The sequence below is a fragment of the Paenibacillus sp. NEAU-GSW1 genome, assembly GCF_009737085.1.
Taxonomy (GTDB): domain Bacteria; phylum Bacillota; class Bacilli; order Paenibacillales; family Paenibacillaceae; genus Pristimantibacillus.
In genome coordinates this window covers 36,509-55,805 of the sequence record NZ_WOVL01000013.1, presented here as the reverse complement: position 1 = coordinate 55,805, position 19,297 = coordinate 36,509, and the positions used below count along the sequence as shown (strand labels likewise).

Below are 19,297 nucleotides of genomic sequence, written 5' to 3'. Positions count from 1 at the left end.
GTCTGCGTTCAAGCATATGTATAGATACGAAATGCCCCTTGTCCAAAAGGAGATCCGCTTATGTTCTTATCGATTGCGTTGCCGATTGCGCTTGGTTTTACGATTTTTCTTATCGGCATGAAACTGATGGAGCTTGCGCTCCATCAGCTCGCCGGCCCGCATTTGAACCGGCTGCTGCACCGTTCTACAGCAACACCGCTTCACGGCCTTGCCGTCGGTACGGCCACGACCGCGTTCCTGCAAAGCAGTACGGCAGTCACCGTCATTGCAATCGGGCTCGTCAATACCGGCTTGTTGACCTTTCCCCGAACATTAGGCATCATACTCGGTTCCAACATCGGCACTTGTCTTACCACCGAGCTAATCGGATTGAATTTAAATCGATTGGCGATCCCGCTGCTCGTCGCATCGACCATCGGATGGCTTGTTACTGCGCTTCTTGATGAATATAATCTGCTCCGGCTTCACGACGCGCTGCTTAGCAAGCTCGCCGTCATACGCTCCGGCTGTGTTGCGTTAGGCGGCTTCAGCGTACTGCTCGCCGGCATGACCATCATGCAAAGCGTCGGTTCTGATGTCCAGCAAAGCGAGCTGTTCGGATGGTTTCTCGATCGGGCGCGAGCGAGCCTATGGTGGGGCCTTGCTGCCGGGGCCATTCTAACCGCAATTGTCCATAGCAGTGCAGCCGTCATCGGCATCATAATGGGCTTTGCCTCGATCGGAGCCATGCCGCTTGAGCTGGGCGTCGCCGTCGTGCTTGGCGCCAACATCGGTACATGCGCAACAGCGCTGCTTGCTTCAATTGGCGGAACGAAAGGCGGACAATTCGTCGCACTGTCTCATATCGCACTTAATGCAGGCGGAGCCTTGCTGTTCATGCCGTTCATCGGAGAGCTGGCCGTCGCGTCCGGCTGGATGGCCTATTCCCCGGCCAGTCAAATTGCGCACGCGCAGACCATATTCAACGTCGCCAGTTCGCTGCTCGCTTTGCCGCTATGCTACCTACCTGTATTCCGCAAGCTGCAATCAGCCTGATCAATCCGTCTTTAAGCCGAGCAAATGAAGAGCGCCCGCAACAATCCGGTTATTATTGTCATAGCCGGATTGCTTCTGACGGCGCCAGGCTTCCATCGGCTCGAACCATTCGACGCCGCGAATTTCTTCAACCTGCGCTTGCAGCGAACCGCCAACCGCTTCTACCAAATAGTAATGAACCTCTTTATCGACCGTTCCTTTTACATCGTCGTGATACTGATATTTGATCTGATCGATCGGTTCGATAATAACGCCGGTTAATCCGGTTTCTTCGGCAATTTCTCGCAGCGCCGTTTGTTCGACCGTCTCGCCGGCTTCCATCTTCCCTTTCGGCAGTGACACTTTACCGTATCGGTCCTGAATGAGCTGAATTTGCAGCTCGCCTGCCTCGTTCCGGCGATAAACAACGCCTCCTGCTGAAATTTCCTTCATGTCCGCTTCCCCCTTGCTTGTATAGACGTTAGCATTCCTATGCAACAAACGAGGCCTCCGTCCAACCGGGAAATCCGATCGGCTGAAAACCTCGCTGTCATTCGTTAGTTAAGCTCTCAATGCTTCCGCATGTCCAAAATTGCTTAAGCCTGTTTCGTCAAGAACGCGAATTAACTGTCCGCGGCTTTCGTTAACGCCGGCTTCCGTAATTTTCACGCGGCAAAGCTTGCCTACCAGCGACTCGTCGCCTTCGAAGACGACTTGCAAATAGTTGTCGGAATACCCCATTACAAGCCCGGTTCCCGGAGCTCCTTTATAATCCCGCTCTGGAATAATATCAAGCACCGCGCCGACATGCTGCTCCGAGTATTGCAGCTGCATGCGCTCGGACAGATCAATCAGCTTATGAACGCGCTCGTTTTTCACTTCCTCGTCCACTTGGTCTTCCATCCGGGCGGCCGGCGTGCCTGTACGCTTCGAATACGGGAAGACGTGCATTTCAGAGAAGCCGACTTCCTCCATGAAGCGATAGCCCTGCTCGAACATTTCTTCCGTCTCGCCAGGGAAGCCGACAATCACGTCGGTCGTTATCGCTACGCCAGGCATTGCTTCGCGAATTCGTTTCAGCTTCGCCGCAAACTCTTCAGTCGTATACTTGCGGCGCATCCGTTTCAGCACCGAGTTTTCGCCCGCTTGCAGCGGAATATGGAGATGGCGGCACATTTTAGTCGAACGGTTAAGCACGTCGATCATCGCATCGTCAATCTGGCTTGCTTCGATCGAGCTGATGCGAATGCGTTCAAGCCCGTCTACCTTGTCCAAATCCCACAGCAGATCGGTTAGACGGTAGTTTTCCATATCGTCGCCGTATCCGCCAGTATGAATGCCGGTAAGGACAATTTCTTTATAGCCGGAAGCAACAAGCTGCTTCGCCTGCTCGATTACGCTTTTCGGATCACGGCTGCGCGACAGTCCGCGCGACCAAGGAATAATACAGAAGGTGCAGAAATTGTTGCAGCCTTCTTGAATTTTCAGAAATGCGCGCGTCCGTTCGGAGAAATCCGGCACGTCCAGCTCTTCGAATTCACGCGTTTTCATAATGTTGCGGACCGCATTGACCGGTTTCCGGTCAGCATGAATCTGATCAACAAAAGATAAAATTTTCTCGCGGTCCTGTGTGCCGATTACGAGATCGACGCCCGGAATCGCCATAATTTCCGCAGGCGACGTTTGCGCATAGCAACCGGTTACGGCAATGACCGCATCCGGGTTGCGGCGTACGGCACGGCGGATAATTTGCCGGCTTTTCTTATCGCCCGTATTCGTCACGGTACAGGTGTTGATAAGATAGACGTCGGCAGTCGACTCAAAGTCCACCTGTTCATAGCCTTCATTTTTAAATAGCTGCCAAATGGCCTCTGTGTCGTAAAAATTAACTTTGCACCCCAAGGTGTAAAATGCTACCGATGGCATAATCGCTTACGCTCCTCCCATTTCTCCGGCTTCATAAAGCAAGCAGGTAAGGCCGACGATACCTGCAGTTTCCGTACGCAGTATCCGTTTGCCAAGTCCGACGACAATCGCGCCGGCCGCTTCAGCGCCCTTTGCTTCCGCTTCTGTAAAGCCGCCTTCGGGACCGACGATGAGCAGCAGCTTCGGCGAGTCCGGCAATTCGCCCCCGCATGAACGCTTCCATTCGAGCAGCGCGTCCTTCACGCCCTTGCCTTTAGCCCCGTCGCCTTCCCTTTCGTAACAAAACAACGCTAAATCAAAATCCGATATCGAATCAGTCAGCTCGCGCCAGGACCGAACAGCCTCTACCTGAGGAACGATACAGCGGTGCGCTTGCTCCGCCGCCTCCTTGGCGATCTTGCCCCACCGTTCCAGACGCTTCGCTTCTTTTTTTCCGTCGTATTGGACAATCATCCGCTCGGATTGGAACGGCGCGAAACGATAGGCGCCAATTTCCGTCCCCTTCTGAATGACCAGCTCCATCTTGTCGCCTTTAGGCAAGCTCTGCGCGATCGTAACCGACCAGGCAGGCTCGCTCTCCATCGGAAGCTCTTCGACAATTCGAGCACGCACCTCAGCAGCGGATGCTTCCTCAACTGCCGCAAGCGCTACCCGAGAAGCGCCGTCGCTGACGATAAATTTCTCGCCTTCTTTCATTCGCATAACACGAACGGCATGAAAAGCGTCATCTTCTGTTAATCGTACGCTATCGCGGCCTTCAAACTGCTCCGCTGACACAAAATATCGTTGCATCGCGTTTACCTAACCATCCTTCATCATAGCATGTTTTCACGTATAAAATCCATGAAATCGAATTAGAACAACTGCCTAATCATTCCATCAAAAAACCGCGTTAGCGGGCCGACCCAGCTTAAAATCGGATCCAAGGTAACTCTCCTCAGCGGTGGGATGAACACGATCAAAAGAAAGAAAAATACGCCCCACTGTACGTGCTGGTCCATTTTATCACGAAGGTCACGCGGCATCAGATTTGAAATAATCCGATAGCCGTCAAGCGGCGGAAGCGGAATGAGGTTGAACACGAACAGTAAAAAATTCAAGCCGATCAAATAATTGAGAAATGTAAGTATCGCCAGCGTTACGCCTCTTGAACCAGCTTCCAGCAGCCCTGTCGAGAAGCAAATGTAATAGAGAAAAATGCCGATAATGCCGAGCAGCAAATTGCTAAGCGGACCTGCTGCAGTCACAATTATTCCCATGAGACGGGGATGCTTGAATCGTTCCTGAACGACCGGCGTCGGCTTTGCCCAGCCGAAACCGGCAATCAGAATGAGAATCGCGCCCAGCAAGTCAATATGCACGCGCGGATTAAGCGTTACGCGACCGGCATTGTAGGCAGTGTTGTCGCCAAACTTATAGGCGCTGTAAGCATGCGCAAATTCATGTACCGTAAATGCGATGATGAGGACAAGCGCAACAAACGGCAAGTCCTCAAGCGGATAGGCCAGAAAGCTTTCCAAATTCATTCACTCACCTCGGTTTGCGCGCAACGAAAGCGATCCAATCCTCGTCGCGGCGTTTTTCTACAATCGTAAAGCCGGAGCGGATAAGCGCCTCTTCCACATCCGTCTCTTTGTTTTTATAAATGCCGGACGCGATATAAATACCATCCGGTTTGAGCGCCGCATAGACATCATCAATGAACAGCAGAATGATTTCGGCTAAAATATTGGCGACAACCAAATCGACCGGCAGCGATACCGACGTCTGGCGCGCTTCGGTTTCGTTGACGGCGTGCACGACTTTGCCGCCCAGCACGCCAAGCAGGTCGCTTTCCACGACTTCGATCGTGTCCGACAGCCCGTTCAGACGAACATTTTCCGTTGCGCTCGATACGGCAACCGGATCGAGATCCAGCGCAAGCACGCGGGATGCGCCCAATTTAACGGCGCCGATTGCAAGAATGCCGGAGCCAGTGCCGACGTCGATCACTTCATCGCCAGTCTTAATGACGGACTCCAATGTCTGCAAGCAGAGCGCGGTCGTCGGATGCGTGCCGGTGCCAAATGCCATGCCGGGATCAAGCTCGATGATGTTCTCGCCTTCACCCGCTTCATAATCTTCCCATGTCGGCTTGATTGTCAGCCGGTCTGAGACGCGGATCGGCTTGAAATATTGCTTCCAAGCGTTCGCCCAGTCCTCTTCATCGACGATTTTGCTGCTGATTTCATAATCGCCCGGCTCGATGCCGAACTCTCTAAGCTGGTCAATCGAAGGCCGCAATGAAGCTTCAACCGCTCCCATATCCGTTCCTTCGAGGAAATAGCCTTTAATAACCGCATGGCCTTCCGGAATATCGTTAAGCGGAAGTTCGTACCATTGTCCGAGCGAAGTGTCGCGCTGTTTGTTCAGCGTTCCCGATTCTTCAATGGATACGCCGTCCGCGTCCATTTCATGCAGAAAGTTGGAAATCATCTCGATTGCCTGTTCCGTCGTCGAGATTGTAATTTCATGCCATTTCATTTTTATTACCCTCCAGTGTGAAAAACTAACATCTATTGTACACTAAACGGGAGTTTTAAACAAAGAAAAGAGACTGTCCTTTAGCAAGGCTAACTTTGTATTTCGAATGTTCTTCCGATTGCCATTGCTCGGGGGTTCCTTTGAATAATCGAATTTGAGCCGGAATCCCCTCACAAAAGCAAATGCTGCCGCTTCTCCAGAATGATTCGAACTACTCCGTTTGCCTCAAGGACAGTTCTCACAGGAAACACAAAAAAGCGGTACAAGAAGGGATCTCTTGTACCGCTTTTGCATTATGATTATCCGATTGTTTCGGTATGGCCGCCGACTTGGCGGATTAAATGAACGGCGCGGTCGACAACAGCTTCATCAACCGTTGCCGTCAAATAGCCGCTCTCGAACAATCCGTTTACTTCAAAAGCCCGCAATGCCTGCAGCTTATGAAGCGCTTCTTGCGCTGCTTCTGGGCCCGTAAAATTAGCGCGAATCTCAAACTGGTTCATCTAAAGCTATTCCTGCGAATGCTGACGCGCGCGCTGATCCGCTTGCGCAGCACGCTCAGCCGCTTTGTGATCCGCCTCGTCCGCAAGCTCCTCGGAAAACTCGACATCCTCGTACTCGCCAATCGGCAGCTCGCCGAAATTCACTTTTTCCAACTCATTTTTATCGTTTTGCGTCATAGCGAAGCAGCTCCTTTAATGTCATGTTATTAGATTCATGCCAACTAAATTAGCATGCTCTGCGGAGCTGCCGATTATGCGCATACATAAACGACTATGCCGTCTCCCATAGTTAGATTGTATAATCGAATGCACCTCTCATAAGAGGAATAGTCCCTGTGCGTATCCATTCAATTGCCTGCAATACCAGAGGCGATGAATTGGCAGAAGTCACTTCATCAAAGGATATCCAAATAACTCCGTTTGAATCTTGTCCTTTAAACAATTCAATGGAATTTGTTGTCTCTTCCAAATCAATATCTGTTTCATATAAGATTGCAATATGGTGTAAATTTTCAACCGTATTATCTTGTAATGTCCACCTCACAGAAAAATCACAGACACCAATATTTTTAAGCTTTCGAATTGTATATCCCGTTTCTTCTCGGAATTCTCTTATGACTCCTTGCTCCAGAAATTCCATTTTTTCTAACCGACCACCAGGCAAATCATATTTACCTGTGTAGGGGCCTAAAATTTTACGGATAACTAAAATACATTTATCTGCCACACAAATTCCATAAACCCCTAGATGTCGATAAAAATTGTCATTATTATCTGGCATTCTGCCCTTCCTCCAAGCTATCGGAATTTAAGCCAACCATATTCTTCATATTCGCCGTTGCGTTTTTATATCCCTTGCTGTCCAAGGAGCAAAAAACCAGGCAAAGTAATGTTGCCTATAAAAAAAACGCTCCGGGCTACTCGCCGCGGAACGCTTTCTTCATTCGTTCAAATATCGATTCATGATGATCATGGCCGCTTTCAGCCAATTCCCCGCCGGTAACGCCGCCGAATTGGCGAAGCAGATCCTTCTGCTCGTCACTCAGCTTCGTTGGCGTTACGACCGTCACTTTAACATGCTGGTCGCCTTGACCGTAGCCGCGAAGCTTAGGCACGCCTTTTCCCTTTAAGCGGAAATAGGTGCCCGTTTGCGTGCCTGCCGGAATTTTCAGCTTCACTTTTTCCGTCAGCGTCGGGATTTCAATCTCGTCGCCAAGGGCCGCTTGCACAAATGTAAGCGGAACCTCGCAATAAATATCATCGTTCTCACGCTCGAAAAACTCATGCGATTTCACGCGGATTACGATATACAAATCGCCGGACGGACCGCCCCGCAAGCCGCCTTCGCCTTCGCCGGAAAGACGGATTTGAGCGCCGTCATCCACGCCGGCAGGAATGCGCACATTAATTTTACGCTGTTTTTTTACTTTGCCGGCGCCATGGCAAGTTCCGCACTTCTCTTTGATTACGCGGCCCGTGCCGCTGCAATTCGAACAAGCGCGGCGGTTGACAATACGTCCGAACGGCGTATTTTGCGCAACCTCCTGTTGACCGCTGCCTTTGCAGACCGTACAAGTTTCCGGTTTCGTTCCCGGCTTTGCCCCTGTGCCTACGCAAGTATCGCATGTTTCGGTGCGCGGAATCGTAATTTCGGTTTCCTTGCCAAATACCGCTTCTTTGAACTCGATTGTCATTGTATACTGCAAGTCGCTGCCGCGCTGAGGCGCGTTCGGATCGCGGCGACCGCCGCCTCCGCCAAAGAACATGTCGAAAATATCGCCGAAACCGCCGCCAAAATCGCCGGAGAAGCCGCCGGCTCCGCCCATTCCCTGATTCGGGTCAACATGGCCGAATCGGTCGTAGGTCGACCTTTTGCCTTCGTCGCTAAGCACGTCGTAAGCTTCTTTCACTTCTTTGAACTTCGATTCCGCATCTGCTTCTTTATTTACGTCCGGATGATATTTGCGCGCCAAAGATCGGTACGCTTTTTTTATTTCATCATCAGAAGCGCTTTTGCCTAAACCAAGCACTTCATAATAATCGCGTTTGTCCGCCAACTTGCTCTCACCTCCGCCCTAAATTTCCCCTCATTAAGGTGTGACTTTGAGATCCCTCAAAGTTCCTGATGTCATGCACGAAGAAGGTCAAAGACAGGAAATGCTCTGCCTTTGACCCGCCTTTCGTGCAGTTTAAGCGAATTATTTGTTGTCGTCAACCACTTCGTAATCAGCGTCGACTACATTATCTTTTTTCGGACCAGCGCCACCCTCTTGAGCGCCTGCGCCTTCAGCGCCTTGCTGCGCTTGCGCTTGCTCGTAGAGCTTCACCGACAGAGCCTGCACGATTTGCGTCAGCTCTTCCGATGCCGCATTGATTTGTTCAATGTCATCCGTTGCAACGGCTGCCGTCACTTTTTCTTTTGCTGCATTTGCTTTCTCGATTTCGGCTGGATCAACTTTATCGCCCAGATCCTTAATCGTTTTGTCTACCGAGTATACAAGCTGGTCAGCAGCGTTTTTCGCTTCAACCAACTCGCGGCGTTTGCGGTCTTCTTCCGCATTAAGCTCGGCATCTTTCATCATTTTTTCGATCTCTTCGTCGCTCAAGCCGCTCGAGGAAGTGATCGTAATTTTTTGGCTTTTGCCTGTGCCTTTGTCAAGCGCGGATACGTTAACGATACCGTTTGCGTCGATATCGAATGTAACTTCGATTTGCGGCACGCCGCGCGGCGCCAAAGGAATATCGTTCAGTGTAAAGCGGCCCAGCGTTTTGTTGCCCGCTGCCATTTGACGCTCGCCTTGCAAGACGTGAATTTCTACACCCGGCTGATTGTCAGCATACGTGGAGAAAATTTGCGATTTGCTCGTAGGGATCGTAGTATTGCGATCGATCATTTTCGTAAATACGCCGCCTGCAGTCTCGATACCGAGCGACAATGGCGTAACGTCGAGCAATACAACGTCTTTGACGTCGCCAGTCAATACGCCGGCTTGAACAGCTGCGCCAAGGGCAACCACTTCGTCCGGGTTAACGCCTTTGTGCGGCTCTTTGCCGATCAGCTTTTTAACCGCTTCTTGTACAGCCGGGATACGAGTCGAACCGCCGACAAGAACAACTTTGTGAATTTCGCTAGTGGACAGGCCGGAGTCGCTTAGCGCTTGGCGGACAGGTCCCATTGTGCGTTCAACGAGGTTAGCGGAAAGCTCCTCGAATTTCGCGCGAGTCAAGTTTGTTTCCAAGTGCTGAGGCACGCCGTCTACCATCGTAATAAACGGCAGCGAGATCGTCGAAGTCATTACGCCGGAAAGCTCTTTTTTCGCTTTTTCAGCAGCGTCCTTCAAACGTTGTACAGCTGCTTTGTCCTTTGACAGGTCAATGCCTTGCTCTTTCTTGAATTCCGCAACGAGATGATCGATGATCACTTGGTCAAAGTCGTCGCCGCCCAGCTTGTTGTCGCCGGAAGTCGCTTTAACTTCAAAGAAGCCGTCGCCGAGCTCAAGGATCGATACGTCGAAAGTACCGCCGCCCAAGTCATATACGAGAATCGTTTGGTCTTCTGTTTTTTCCAGGCCGTATGCAAGCGCAGCAGCAGTAGGCTCGTTGACGATACGAAGAACTTCCAGGCCGGCAATTTTGCCAGCATCTTTAGTCGCTTGGCGCTGGCTGTCGTTGAAATAAGCCGGAACCGTAATAACGGCTTGCGTTACCGTTTGGCCGAGGTAAGCCTCAGCGTCGGATTTCAGCTTTTGCAAAATGATGGCCGAAATTTCTTGCGGTGTAAAATCTTTGCCGTCGATCGATTCTTTATGGTTTGTACCCATATGGCGTTTGATCGAGCTGATTGTGCGATCAGGGTTTGTAATTGCTTGGCGTTTCGCCGTTTCGCCGACAATACGCTCTCCGTCTTTCTTGAAGCCGACTACGGACGGCGTCGTGCGGTTGCCTTCCGGATTCGGGATAACGACAGCTTCTCCGCCTTCCATTACAGCAACGCAAGAGTTCGTTGTGCCAAGGTCAATACCAATTACTTTACTCATCGTTTTGTTCCTCCTAAATTAAGTATATGGGTTTAGCCGCTTACCTTCACCATTGCCGGGCGCAGCACTTTATCTTTAAGGATGTATCCTTTTTGTACTTCTTCTACAACAATGCCTTCTTCGTGTTCCTCGGATTCCACCGTCATAATCGCCTGATGGAACTCCGGGTTAAACGGTTGGCCTACGGCATCCATAGCTTTCAAACCTTCTTGCTGCAGCGTTTGCTCCAGCTGACGGAATATCATATCCACGCCTTTCGCCAGCGATTCATAATCGCCGGCAGCGGCAGAAGCGGTAATCGCGCGTTCGAAATTATCGACAACCGGCAGCAATTGTCCGATTAGCTTCATCGATGCATATTGCCCCAGCTCTTCCTTCTCCTTCATCGTGCGGCGGCGGAAGTTATCAAAATCCGCTTGCGCTCGTAAGTAACGCTGCTGATTTTCTTCTGCCAGCTTCGCCAGCTCCGAAAGCTTTGGATCTTCCTGCAATTCCGTTTGAGCTTCCGTTTCTTGCGCTGTTCCTTGCTCTTGAACGATTTCTTCAACCGTTTCGTTTTGTTCGTTACTCACCGATTTCACCTCCTTATTTATACCAGCGGCCCAACTTAATCGCCATATCCTTCGATATGACATCAAGCAGGCTGATCACTTTCCCATACTCCATTCTTGTCGGTCCAAGAATGCCGATTGTGCCAAGCGAGTGGCCGTCTACCGAATACGATGCGGTAATCAAGCTGCAATTCGCAATGGCCTCATGGTCATTTTCTGTACCGATCCGCACTTGTATACCCGAAGGGAGCGCGGAAAACATTTTCATAATAGCAGGAGTTTCATCCAGCAAATCCAATATTGTCTTCACCTTGTCGACATCTTTGAATTCCGGCTGCGTAAGCATGTTTGTCGTGCCGCTCATAAAGATGCGCTGCTCGTCGTCGCTTTGCAGCGCCTTATCAAGTACGCCAAGCACTTCTTCGCAATGATCAATATAACGTTCAAGCTCTTGGCCGATTTCAGCATAAAGCTTCGACTTCAAGCGAACAAGCGGAATGCCGACCAGCTTCGTATTCAAAATGTTGACGACCTTCTCCATTTCCTCCATGCTGACGCCCGAAGGAATTTGAATCGTCCGATTCTCGACATGGCCTGTGTTCGTGACGATAATCGCCACCGCTGAGGTTGCGTCGAGCGGCACCAGATTGAAATGCTTCAGCGACGTGCTGAACGTTTCCGGACCTAGAAGAATCGAGGTGTAATTGGTCAGGCTGGACAAAATCATTGCTGCATGCTGGATAACTTGCTCCATTTGAATCACTTTTTCTGAAAAAAACGAACGAACCTTCGTCAAATCCTCCTCGCCGACTTCATTCAGCTTTACGAGGTGATCGACGTAGTAGCGATAGCCTTTAGTGGAAGGGATTCGGCCGGCAGATGTGTGCGGCTGCTCCAAAAAGCCCAGTTCCTCCAAATCCGCCATTTCGTTGCGGATTGTAGCAGGACTGAAGCCGACATCGCCCCGTTTAGAAATGCTCCGCGAACCAACAGGTTCCGCCGAACGGATATAATCGTCTACAATTGCATTCAGTATCATTCGCTGCCGATCGGTTAACATTCTAAATCACCCTCTCACATCAAATTGCTACTGTTCATTCTTGTCGTTAGCACTCATTTAAGTTGAGTGCTAATCAATAATACAAAAATACCAAACCAGCTTGAGCGTTGTCAAGTCGGTTCGGTATTTTTAACCGCTTATACAGAGCCCGAATTTCATTCGAGCTTACTAGTCCAATACGCGGAGCACAGCGATTTCATCACATGCGTGCTGTTTCGGGCAATTGACGCAATCCGTCCAGACTTTCTCCGGGAAAATCTCTTTATCCACTACCGAGAAGCCATTCCGCTTAAAAAACTCGTCCGCATAAGTAAGCGCCATAATCTTCGGAATGCCTTGCGCTTTAGCTTGTTCGATCAGCTTCGTAACGAGCTTGCTGCCAATGCCAAGCCCCTTGTAGCCTTCGGTCATCCCAAGCGAACGAATTTCCACAAGTTCCGGTCCTAACCGGGTGAGGGAACCGCAGCCGACAACAGCGTCCCCGACTTCCGCCACAACGAATGTGTCAATTTGCCGCAGCAGCACCTCCCGCGAGCGGGGCAGCATGATCCCTTTCTCCGCATAGCCTTTAATTAACTCAAATAAAATATCGACATCCTCTGCTGTTGCTATTCTGCAAACAGCCTGCAAACTTTCCGTCGCTCCCACGCTACCTTCGCCTCCACCCGGTGCATATTTAATATTGAATAAATATACAGCGAATAGAATATTTTTTCAAGAGGGATTTATCGAAAAATTAAGAGTCGCTATTTTCATCCAATCCGATAAACGAGCCAAATACATCGTTTCCGAATAGAACCCCTTTATCCGTCAGCTTGTAGCCGTGATCCCCTGGCCATTCTAATCGCTCAAGCAGCCCGTCCTTCAGCAGTTTATCGATAATTGGACCGAACTTACTCTCTAATGTCATGCCGTCAAACTGACGGGCAAAACTAGAGGCTTTGACACCTTCTAACAGCCGTAAGCCGACCATCATGAAATCTTCCATCGCTTCCTGCTCGGACACCGGATTCACCTCCAGGCGCGGCAGCTTCGTCTTCGTATAATCAATAAAGGGCTGTACGCCCTTAACATTAATATGCCGCACTCTGCCCGCATAGCCGTGAGCGCCGGCGCCTAGCCCGTAATAAGGCTCGTTGCGCCAGTAGGTGGAATTGTGGCGGCTTTCGTAGCCCGGCAGCGCAAAATTGCTAATTTCGTAATGCGTATAGCCCGCCTGCTTGAGCCGATCCATCAAATGAATGTACATATTGAACTCTTCATCCTCGGAAGGAAGCGGCAGCTCGTCGCGTTGATACAGCTTATGGAACAGCGTATTTTCCTCGACCTTCAAGCTGTAAAGCGAATAATGGGGCAGCTTAAGCGCCAACGCTTTATTTACGCTGTCTTCAAGCGTTGCCGTCGTTTGTCCCGGCAAGCCGAACATCAAATCGATCGATAGATTGGTAAAGCCTGCAGCGCGGGCGTTTTCCAAGCTTTTGTAGACATCGTCTACATTATGAATGCGGCCGATTCGCTCCAGCAAGTCGTTGTCGAAGGATTGTACGCCAAAGCTGATTCGATTGACCCCGCCTTCGAACATCGCAGCAAGCTTTTCCGGATCGGTCGTACCCGGATTCGCTTCCATCGTAAACTCTACATCGTCCGCTAACGGGAAATGCCGTTTAACATCGGCAAGGAACCGTTTCATCTGCGGCGGCGTAAGCACAGTCGGCGTGCCTCCGCCGACAAACACAGTGTCGATTTGCACAGGCGGCAGCTCCGCCGTTGTACGCTCCATCTCCCGCTCCAGCGCGTCCAAATATTCGTCAACCGGCTGCCCCTTTAATACATAAGACGTAAAGTCGCAATAATGGCATTTGTTCGTACAAAACGGAATGTGAATATATAGCGCCCTAGGCGCTGAAATTGTTGCGATCGCCATAACGTCCCTCCTCTCTTGCCTAAAATCATTTATCCGTTCACAACGGTAAAAAAAGGAGCAGGCTCCAGAGGAAGCCGAGCCCGGATTTCCCCGTCTCCAGCAATCCGTCCATAGCCTGCCGACTCATGTTAATCTTCGTCGATTTTCAATACAGCCATGAATGCCTCTTGCGGCACTTCTACGCTGCCTACCTGTTTCATCCGCTTCTTGCCTTCCTTCTGCTTGTCAAGCAGCTTCCGTTTACGGCTGATGTCGCCGCCGTAGCATTTGGCAAGGACGTTTTTGCGCATCGCTTTAACCGTCTCGCGAGCAATAACCTTCGTGCCGATCGAAGCTTGCACAGGCACCTCGAACATTTGACGCGGGATGAGCTCCTTCATCTTCTGGCAAATGACCCGCCCGCGCTGGTATGCGCGATCCCGGTGAACGATAACCGACAAGGCATCGACCTGTTCACTGTTCAGCATGATATCCATTTTGACGAGATTCGAACGGCGGTAGCCCGACAATTCATAATCGAAGGATGCATAGCCTTTCGTGCTCGACTTCAATTGGTCAAAGAAATCGTAGACGATTTCCGATAACGGAATTTCATAAGTGAGCGTTACGCGGTTTGTGTCCAGGTACTCCATGTTCACAAACTCTCCGCGCTTGCCTTGGCATAGCTCCATGATTGCACCGACAAAATCGTTAGGCACGATGATGGAGGCTTTGACGTACGGCTCTTCGACGTACTCAAGCTTGCCCGCTTCCGGATAATTCGACGGGTTGTCGATATCAATTACAGTGCCGTTTGTCAGCGTCACGCGGTAAATTACGCTTGGCGCGGTCGTAATGAGCGGAATGTTGAATTCGCGTTCGATACGCTCTTGAATAATTTCCATATGCAGAAGTCCGAGGAATCCGCAGCGGAAACCAAAGCCTAACGCCGTTGACGTTTCCGGCTCGTAGCGGAGCGACGCATCGTTCAGCTCGAGCTTCTCGAGCGCTTCACGCAAATCGTTGTAATCTTGCGTCTCGATCGGGTACAAGCCGCAGAATACCATCGGATTGATTTTGCGGTAGCCCGGCAGCGCTTCCTGCGCAGGCCGTTTCGCTTCGGTTACCGTATCGCCGACACGCGTATCCTTTACGTTCTTAATCCCCGCTACGACGAAGCCTACGTCACCGACCGAAAGTTCATCAACGATTGACATGCGCGGTTTGAATGCGCCGACCTCGATAACTTCAAATTCAGCGCCCGTAGCCATAAAGCGAATCTTCTTGCCCGCTTTAATGCTGCCGTCAATGACGCGGACATATACGATTACGCCTTTATACGGATCGTAGTGCGAATCGAAAATGAGCGCTTTAAGCGGCTCGTCCGGGTCGCCTGTCGGCGCCGGAACCTTCTGTACGACCTGCTCCAAAATTTCCTTGATGCCGATGCCCGCTTTAGCGGAAGCCAGTACGGCGTCACTTGCGTCAAGTCCGATGACATCCTCGATTTCCTGTTTGACGCGCTCCGGCTCCGCGCTTGGAAGATCGATTTTGTTTATGACAGGCAGTATCTCAAGATTGCTCTCGAGCGCCAGATAAACGTTTGCCAGCGTTTGCGCCTCGATACCTTGCGCCGCGTCCACGACGAGCAGCGCGCCTTCGCAGGCAGCCATGCTTCGGGATACTTCATAAGTAAAGTCGACATGCCCCGGCGTGTCGATCAAATTGAGCAAATACACTTCGCCGTCATCCGCTTTATAAGAAAGCCGAACAGCTTGCAGCTTAATTGTAATGCCGCGTTCCCTCTCCAAATCCATCTGGTCAAGTACTTGCTCCTGCATCTCACGCGAAGAAAGCGCTCCTGTAAACTCCAGAATGCGGTCTGCAAGCGTCGACTTGCCATGGTCGATATGAGCGATGATGGAAAAATTTCTAATTTTCTTTTGCCGGTCACGAACGTCAGTCATGCCTAACCCCCACACAGTCCAATATTCCATCTATTATATCAGCTTGGAGGAATACCAGCAATGCGCTATCAAGAGCAGCCTTGCTAACGGGCTCAGAGCCTAGTTTGTTACTTTATCAAACAGCGACACGACAAACTCGATGCCTCCGCTTGAGAACGATTGAAGAAATCCTGCCGTGCCGTCTGCCAGCTTATTAACGGTCGGCTCGCTTGGGTCTCCGTCAATGCCGGGAAGCCTTTCCTTGCGCGCCCCGCGCTCCGCAATTTCCCGCACTTCCGCCAGCTCTTGCTCCAGCGAAGCGATTTTTCTCTCCGCCTCGTCAGACAGCCCTGTATCGGCCGCATCTTGTTCCGCTTGTTCGCGCGGCGCGCTGCTCGTTCCGTTATATGCAGAGGAGGACGGCAGCGTTATTGAAGTCTCTCCGCCTTCAATTGGACCATATATGCGCTCGATGCCGGTCTGCGACATTTCCATTGCATACAGCACGATAAAAACAAGCACGCCCCCTAATATCGTCCATTTCCATGCGCTTCGCTTCATTTGCCGATCCCTCCATAAATTAGCTTTCCGGAGCGGACACCTTCTCCGCATCCCAGTAGATGTCTGCAATTATTTGAGCCAGCACGTCAACCGTCCTGTAGCTTTCAGCTAACGTATTGTCTACGCCGCCGATTTCAATCAGCACGCTGTCCTCGGCAAGCGATTGGTTGTACTCCCCGTTTCCGGTAGCGGCCGTCTTGCCGAAAATCCCTCTCGATATGCCCGGGTAGCTCTTTTCAAGCTTTTCGTGAATGCGAGTCGCAAAGCTCTCGTTCTTTTTCCAATTCGGATTTTTGTGGCCGATAATAAAATAAACCTGCGCGTAGCTTTTGCCGCCGATATCGACGGTCGTATATTTTCGTTTCTGCGAATCGCGATGAATATCGAATAAAAACTTCAAATCTTCGCTGCTCGCCAACGCTTCCTTGACGGTTTTCATCGAATATTTGTATGAGAGCTCCCAGCGGTAATCTTTAATGGCGGTCGGATAATCCGTATCGGAGTGCATGGAGCCGATGCCGAGATCCTCCAGCTGTTCCGCCAGCCTTTTGCCGACCAGCGTAATATTTTTCGTATCGGAATTCGGATCTTTAGCCGTGCTATTTAGTTCCGGGTACCACGACTCGCGATTATGCGAATGATAGATAAAAGCAACCTTGCGCCCTTCCGTCGTAGCCTTGCCGCCTATGCCGGGTTTCTCCGTTGGCCGCGGCGTTTCTGTCGGTTCAGGCGCGCTCTCCGCCGGGAACGGCGTTTCGTCTGCATGCGCCTGGTCTGCCGGATCATTCGTAATCGGAACGTTGTCTTCCGGTCCGACCGCCGTATCCGTTCCGACACCCTTACGGATAAGAATCGATTTATTGCTGTCAAGGCCGGGAATTTCTCCCGCCAGCATGCTTTTCGGATCGGAAGGATTAATATCGGTCATCAGTCGGATGATAAAACTGCCGATTTGTTTATTGTTTAATGCCTCGGTCTCCGTCTTGCTCTGGAACGCCGGCATCTCCATTTCTAGCATATCCCCAAACAGTCCGCTTGAAACAGCCGCCGCGAACCCTTTCATAGAGGAAATCGGAGTCGAAGAAGAACGCTGATGCGCAATGCCGGCAATTCCGATCGCGACAAAGAACAGCATCGAGCATAACGATAAAATTACAAAAGTTCGTCCTGTTACAAGCAATTGGCGAATCTTTCGGCTCTCCCTAGCAATATCGAGCAGCATAATCCGTTTCATAGACATCCTCCTTACATCAGGATCTTTGAATGGAGCTCAAAGTCACTGATTGCATTCTCGTTGAACAGCTTGGCTGCTATTAATCTATGAGCGGGATACAGTTAATAGAACCGAAACTATTAACTCTATGTCGAATTAGCAGATTCGAAGAGTAATCGGCTTATTCCCAATAGAAATAACGCTGCGGTACAGCGCTATCTGTCCTCTTCGACGTCTAACCGACGAAATAACGCTGTCGCACAGCGTTATTCTGCTGGACCAGCACTGATTTGGGCTAGTTTCGTGGAAATAACGCTGCGGCACATTGTTATCCGTCCTATTCAACGTCCTACCGACGATATAACGCTGTCGCACAGCGTTATTCAGCTCCTTCGACGTCTAACCGACGAAATAAAGGGTTATGGGCTGTTATCGATAAAAATAAAGAAACGGCGATCACAGGTAACCACCCCTGCAACCGCCGTTTCTTTATTTTCCTATGTCAGTGCGTATAGGCTGCCACATTATCCGTATCGACCGCTTCATGCAGCGCCGCGTTCAGACCGCTTGCAATTATATTGGCGATATCTTCGATAAATTGATCGATTTCCTTCGGCGTGACGAGCAAATCATGACCGATCGGATTGAGCACTTCTTTCACAAGCTGCAGCCGTTCCGATTCATCCATCTGGTTCATCAAGCCGAACACTTGATTGTTATCCGCTTTGTTTGCCGCCATATGGCCGCGCATCAGTTCAAGCGCGCTGTTGACGATAGTTGAAGCGTACACAACGGTCGGAACGCCGATCGCGATAACCGGGATGCCCAATATTTCTTTTGTCAGCCCTTTGCGCTTATTGCCGATGCCGGAACCGGGATGAATGCCGATGTCGGCGATTTGGATAGTCGTATTGACTCTCTCCAGCGACCTGGACGCAAGCGCGTCGATCGCAATTATCGCATCGGGCTTCGTTTTTTCCACGATGCCGTGGACGATCTCGCTGGACTCGATGCCGGTTATTCCGAGCACACCGGGAGCGACAGCGCTGACTGCGCGATAACCAGGGGAAACCTGATCGGGCATCAATTCGAAAAAATGCCGTGTGACCATTATATTTTCAACGACAAGCGGACCAAGAGCATCCGGGGTCACATTCCAGTTGCCCAAACCGACGATAAGGACACGAGCCGTCTTGCCTACGCCGACACGCTGCAGAAAGGTTTCGAAATATTTCGCGAACTGCGTTGCTACTCGATCTTGTAGCTCCGTATCCTGATTGCGAAGCGCCGGCACCTCAAGCGTTACATAATTGCCGATCACTTTGCCGATAGCGTTCGAGCCTTGCTCGTTCTGCACCTCAAGTTCCGTAATCGTTATGCCATTGTCTTCGAACGTGTTCGATACGACGCCGGGTATAGGTCCGCCAGCGACGCCGGATTGCTCTGCCATTTCCTTAGCTTCAAGCGCCAAATCCGTGCGCACATTGTATTGCTGCAAGTCAAGATTGCTCACGATAATAGTCTCCCTTCGGGGAAATACGGATCGAACTCCTGTTATTGTTTGCAACGAGCGTTATTTCATACTTGCAAGCCTTTTCTTCTGCTCTTGCTTTTCGTTCGGGCGCATGGTAATATATTTTAAGTTGTTTACTTAGAATTGAACTAACGTATGCTCAAGTTTGCTACAGCAAACTTAAGCGTATGCTTACGCAAAACTTTTTAGGAGGTGAAATTCGATGCCAAACATTAAATCCGCAATCAAACGCGTTAAAACGAGCGAAAAACGCCGCGCTTTGAACGCTTCCCAAAAATCCGCGCTTCGTACGGCTGTTAAGTCTGCTGACCAAGCAATCGCTGGCACTGATGTAGACGCGGCTAAAGCTGCTCTTATCGCTGCAACGAAAAAATTGGACAAAGCGGTTACAAAAGGCCTGATTCATAAAAATGCGGCTTCCCGCAAAAAATCTCGTCTTGCTAAAAAGCTGAACGCCCTTTCGGCACAAGCTTAATCGCTGCGAACAAAAAGGCTTCACAATCCGGATATCCGGGCTGTGAAGCCT

20 protein-coding genes are annotated in these 19,297 nt (G+C 50.6%); 2 read left to right on the top strand and 18 right to left on the bottom strand.

Going from position 1 to position 19,297, the window contains the following annotated elements:
• Positions 1-60: 60 nt before the first annotated feature.
• Entirely contained in the window at positions 61-1,035 is a 975-nt protein-coding gene (locus tag GOM71_RS12050; protein ID WP_156281363.1) for a Na/Pi symporter, read from the top strand.
• Here GOM71_RS12050 and GOM71_RS12045 read toward each other — a convergent pair whose 3' ends face one another.
• The 18 genes from GOM71_RS12045 to gpr form a co-directional block, all read right to left on the bottom strand.
• Positions 1,036-1,467 carry an NUDIX hydrolase gene (locus GOM71_RS12045; protein WP_156281361.1) on the bottom strand — a complete coding sequence of 144 codons (432 nt, stop codon included), beginning with the start codon at positions 1,465-1,467 and terminating at the stop codon, positions 1,036-1,038.
• 108 nt (positions 1,468-1,575) lie between these two features.
• Positions 1,576-2,940, bottom strand: a complete 1,365-nt coding sequence (gene mtaB / locus GOM71_RS12040) for a tRNA (N(6)-L-threonylcarbamoyladenosine(37)-C(2))-methylthiotransferase MtaB (RefSeq protein ID WP_156281359.1) — start codon at positions 2,938-2,940, stop codon at positions 1,576-1,578.
• A 6-nt stretch (positions 2,941-2,946) separates the two neighbouring features.
• The gene (locus tag GOM71_RS12035) at positions 2,947-3,732 is read right to left on the bottom strand and encodes an RsmE family RNA methyltransferase (RefSeq protein ID WP_156281357.1); all 786 of its coding nucleotides are present in this window, start codon (positions 3,730-3,732) and stop codon (positions 2,947-2,949) included.
• Positions 3,733-3,794: 62 nt separating this feature from the next.
• On the bottom strand, positions 3,795-4,466 hold the full coding sequence (locus tag GOM71_RS12030) for a site-2 protease family protein (RefSeq protein ID WP_156281355.1): 672 nt from the start codon (positions 4,464-4,466) through the stop codon (positions 3,795-3,797).
• A gap of 4 nt (positions 4,467-4,470) precedes the next feature.
• A complete protein-coding gene (prmA, locus tag GOM71_RS12025) occupies positions 4,471-5,463 on the bottom strand; it encodes a 50S ribosomal protein L11 methyltransferase (RefSeq protein ID WP_156281353.1) in 993 nt (330 codons plus the stop codon).
• Between the two features lie 299 nt (positions 5,464-5,762).
• Complete coding sequence (locus tag GOM71_RS12020) at positions 5,763-5,966, bottom strand: hypothetical protein (protein WP_156281351.1); 204 nt, start codon at positions 5,964-5,966, stop codon at positions 5,763-5,765.
• A gap of 6 nt (positions 5,967-5,972) precedes the next feature.
• The gene (locus GOM71_RS12015) at positions 5,973-6,143 is read right to left on the bottom strand and encodes a YfhD family protein (RefSeq protein WP_156281349.1); all 171 of its coding nucleotides are present in this window, start codon (positions 6,141-6,143) and stop codon (positions 5,973-5,975) included.
• 112 nt (positions 6,144-6,255) lie between these two features.
• Positions 6,256-6,747 (bottom strand): NUDIX hydrolase, encoded by a 492-nt coding sequence (locus GOM71_RS12010; protein ID WP_156281347.1) that lies wholly within the window; start codon positions 6,745-6,747, stop codon positions 6,256-6,258.
• A gap of 136 nt (positions 6,748-6,883) precedes the next feature.
• Entirely contained in the window at positions 6,884-8,023 is a 1,140-nt protein-coding gene (dnaJ, locus tag GOM71_RS12005) for a molecular chaperone DnaJ (RefSeq protein WP_156281345.1), read from the bottom strand.
• A gap of 141 nt (positions 8,024-8,164) precedes the next feature.
• Complete coding sequence (gene dnaK / locus GOM71_RS12000) at positions 8,165-10,003, bottom strand: molecular chaperone DnaK (protein WP_156281343.1); 1,839 nt, start codon at positions 10,001-10,003, stop codon at positions 8,165-8,167.
• 32 nt (positions 10,004-10,035) lie between these two features.
• Positions 10,036-10,638 (bottom strand): nucleotide exchange factor GrpE, encoded by a 603-nt coding sequence (gene grpE / locus GOM71_RS11995; RefSeq protein WP_156281341.1) that lies wholly within the window; start codon positions 10,636-10,638, stop codon positions 10,036-10,038.
• Positions 10,589-11,614 (bottom strand): heat-inducible transcriptional repressor HrcA, encoded by a 1,026-nt coding sequence (gene hrcA / locus GOM71_RS11990; RefSeq protein WP_156281338.1) that lies wholly within the window; start codon positions 11,612-11,614, stop codon positions 10,589-10,591. The genes grpE and hrcA overlap by 50 nt, the downstream gene beginning before the upstream one ends.
• Before the next feature lie 168 nt (positions 11,615-11,782).
• Positions 11,783-12,262, bottom strand: coding sequence for an N-acetyltransferase (locus GOM71_RS11985; RefSeq protein WP_367649566.1), 480 nt, complete (start codon positions 12,260-12,262; stop codon positions 11,783-11,785).
• An 88-nt stretch (positions 12,263-12,350) separates the two neighbouring features.
• Positions 12,351-13,538 carry a radical SAM family heme chaperone HemW gene (gene hemW / locus GOM71_RS11980; RefSeq protein WP_156281336.1) on the bottom strand — a complete coding sequence of 396 codons (1,188 nt, stop codon included), beginning with the start codon at positions 13,536-13,538 and terminating at the stop codon, positions 12,351-12,353.
• Positions 13,539-13,666: 128 nt separating this feature from the next.
• Positions 13,667-15,484 (bottom strand): translation elongation factor 4, encoded by a 1,818-nt coding sequence (gene lepA / locus GOM71_RS11975; RefSeq protein WP_156281334.1) that lies wholly within the window; start codon positions 15,482-15,484, stop codon positions 13,667-13,669.
• A gap of 99 nt (positions 15,485-15,583) precedes the next feature.
• Positions 15,584-16,024 (bottom strand): hypothetical protein, encoded by a 441-nt coding sequence (locus GOM71_RS11970; protein ID WP_156281332.1) that lies wholly within the window; start codon positions 16,022-16,024, stop codon positions 15,584-15,586.
• 19 nt (positions 16,025-16,043) lie between these two features.
• Positions 16,044-17,258 (bottom strand): stage II sporulation protein P, encoded by a 1,215-nt coding sequence (spoIIP, locus tag GOM71_RS11965; protein ID WP_156281330.1) that lies wholly within the window; start codon positions 17,256-17,258, stop codon positions 16,044-16,046.
• A 481-nt stretch (positions 17,259-17,739) separates the two neighbouring features.
• On the bottom strand, positions 17,740-18,687 hold the full coding sequence (gene gpr / locus GOM71_RS11960) for a GPR endopeptidase (RefSeq protein ID WP_253944820.1): 948 nt from the start codon (positions 18,685-18,687) through the stop codon (positions 17,740-17,742).
• Between the two features lie 286 nt (positions 18,688-18,973).
• Here gpr and rpsT point away from each other — a divergent pair, with 286 nt between their 5' ends.
• The gene (rpsT, locus tag GOM71_RS11955; RefSeq protein ID WP_156281326.1) at positions 18,974-19,246 is read left to right on the top strand and encodes a 30S ribosomal protein S20; all 273 of its coding nucleotides are present in this window, start codon (positions 18,974-18,976) and stop codon (positions 19,244-19,246) included.
• Positions 19,247-19,297 lie beyond the last annotated feature (51 nt).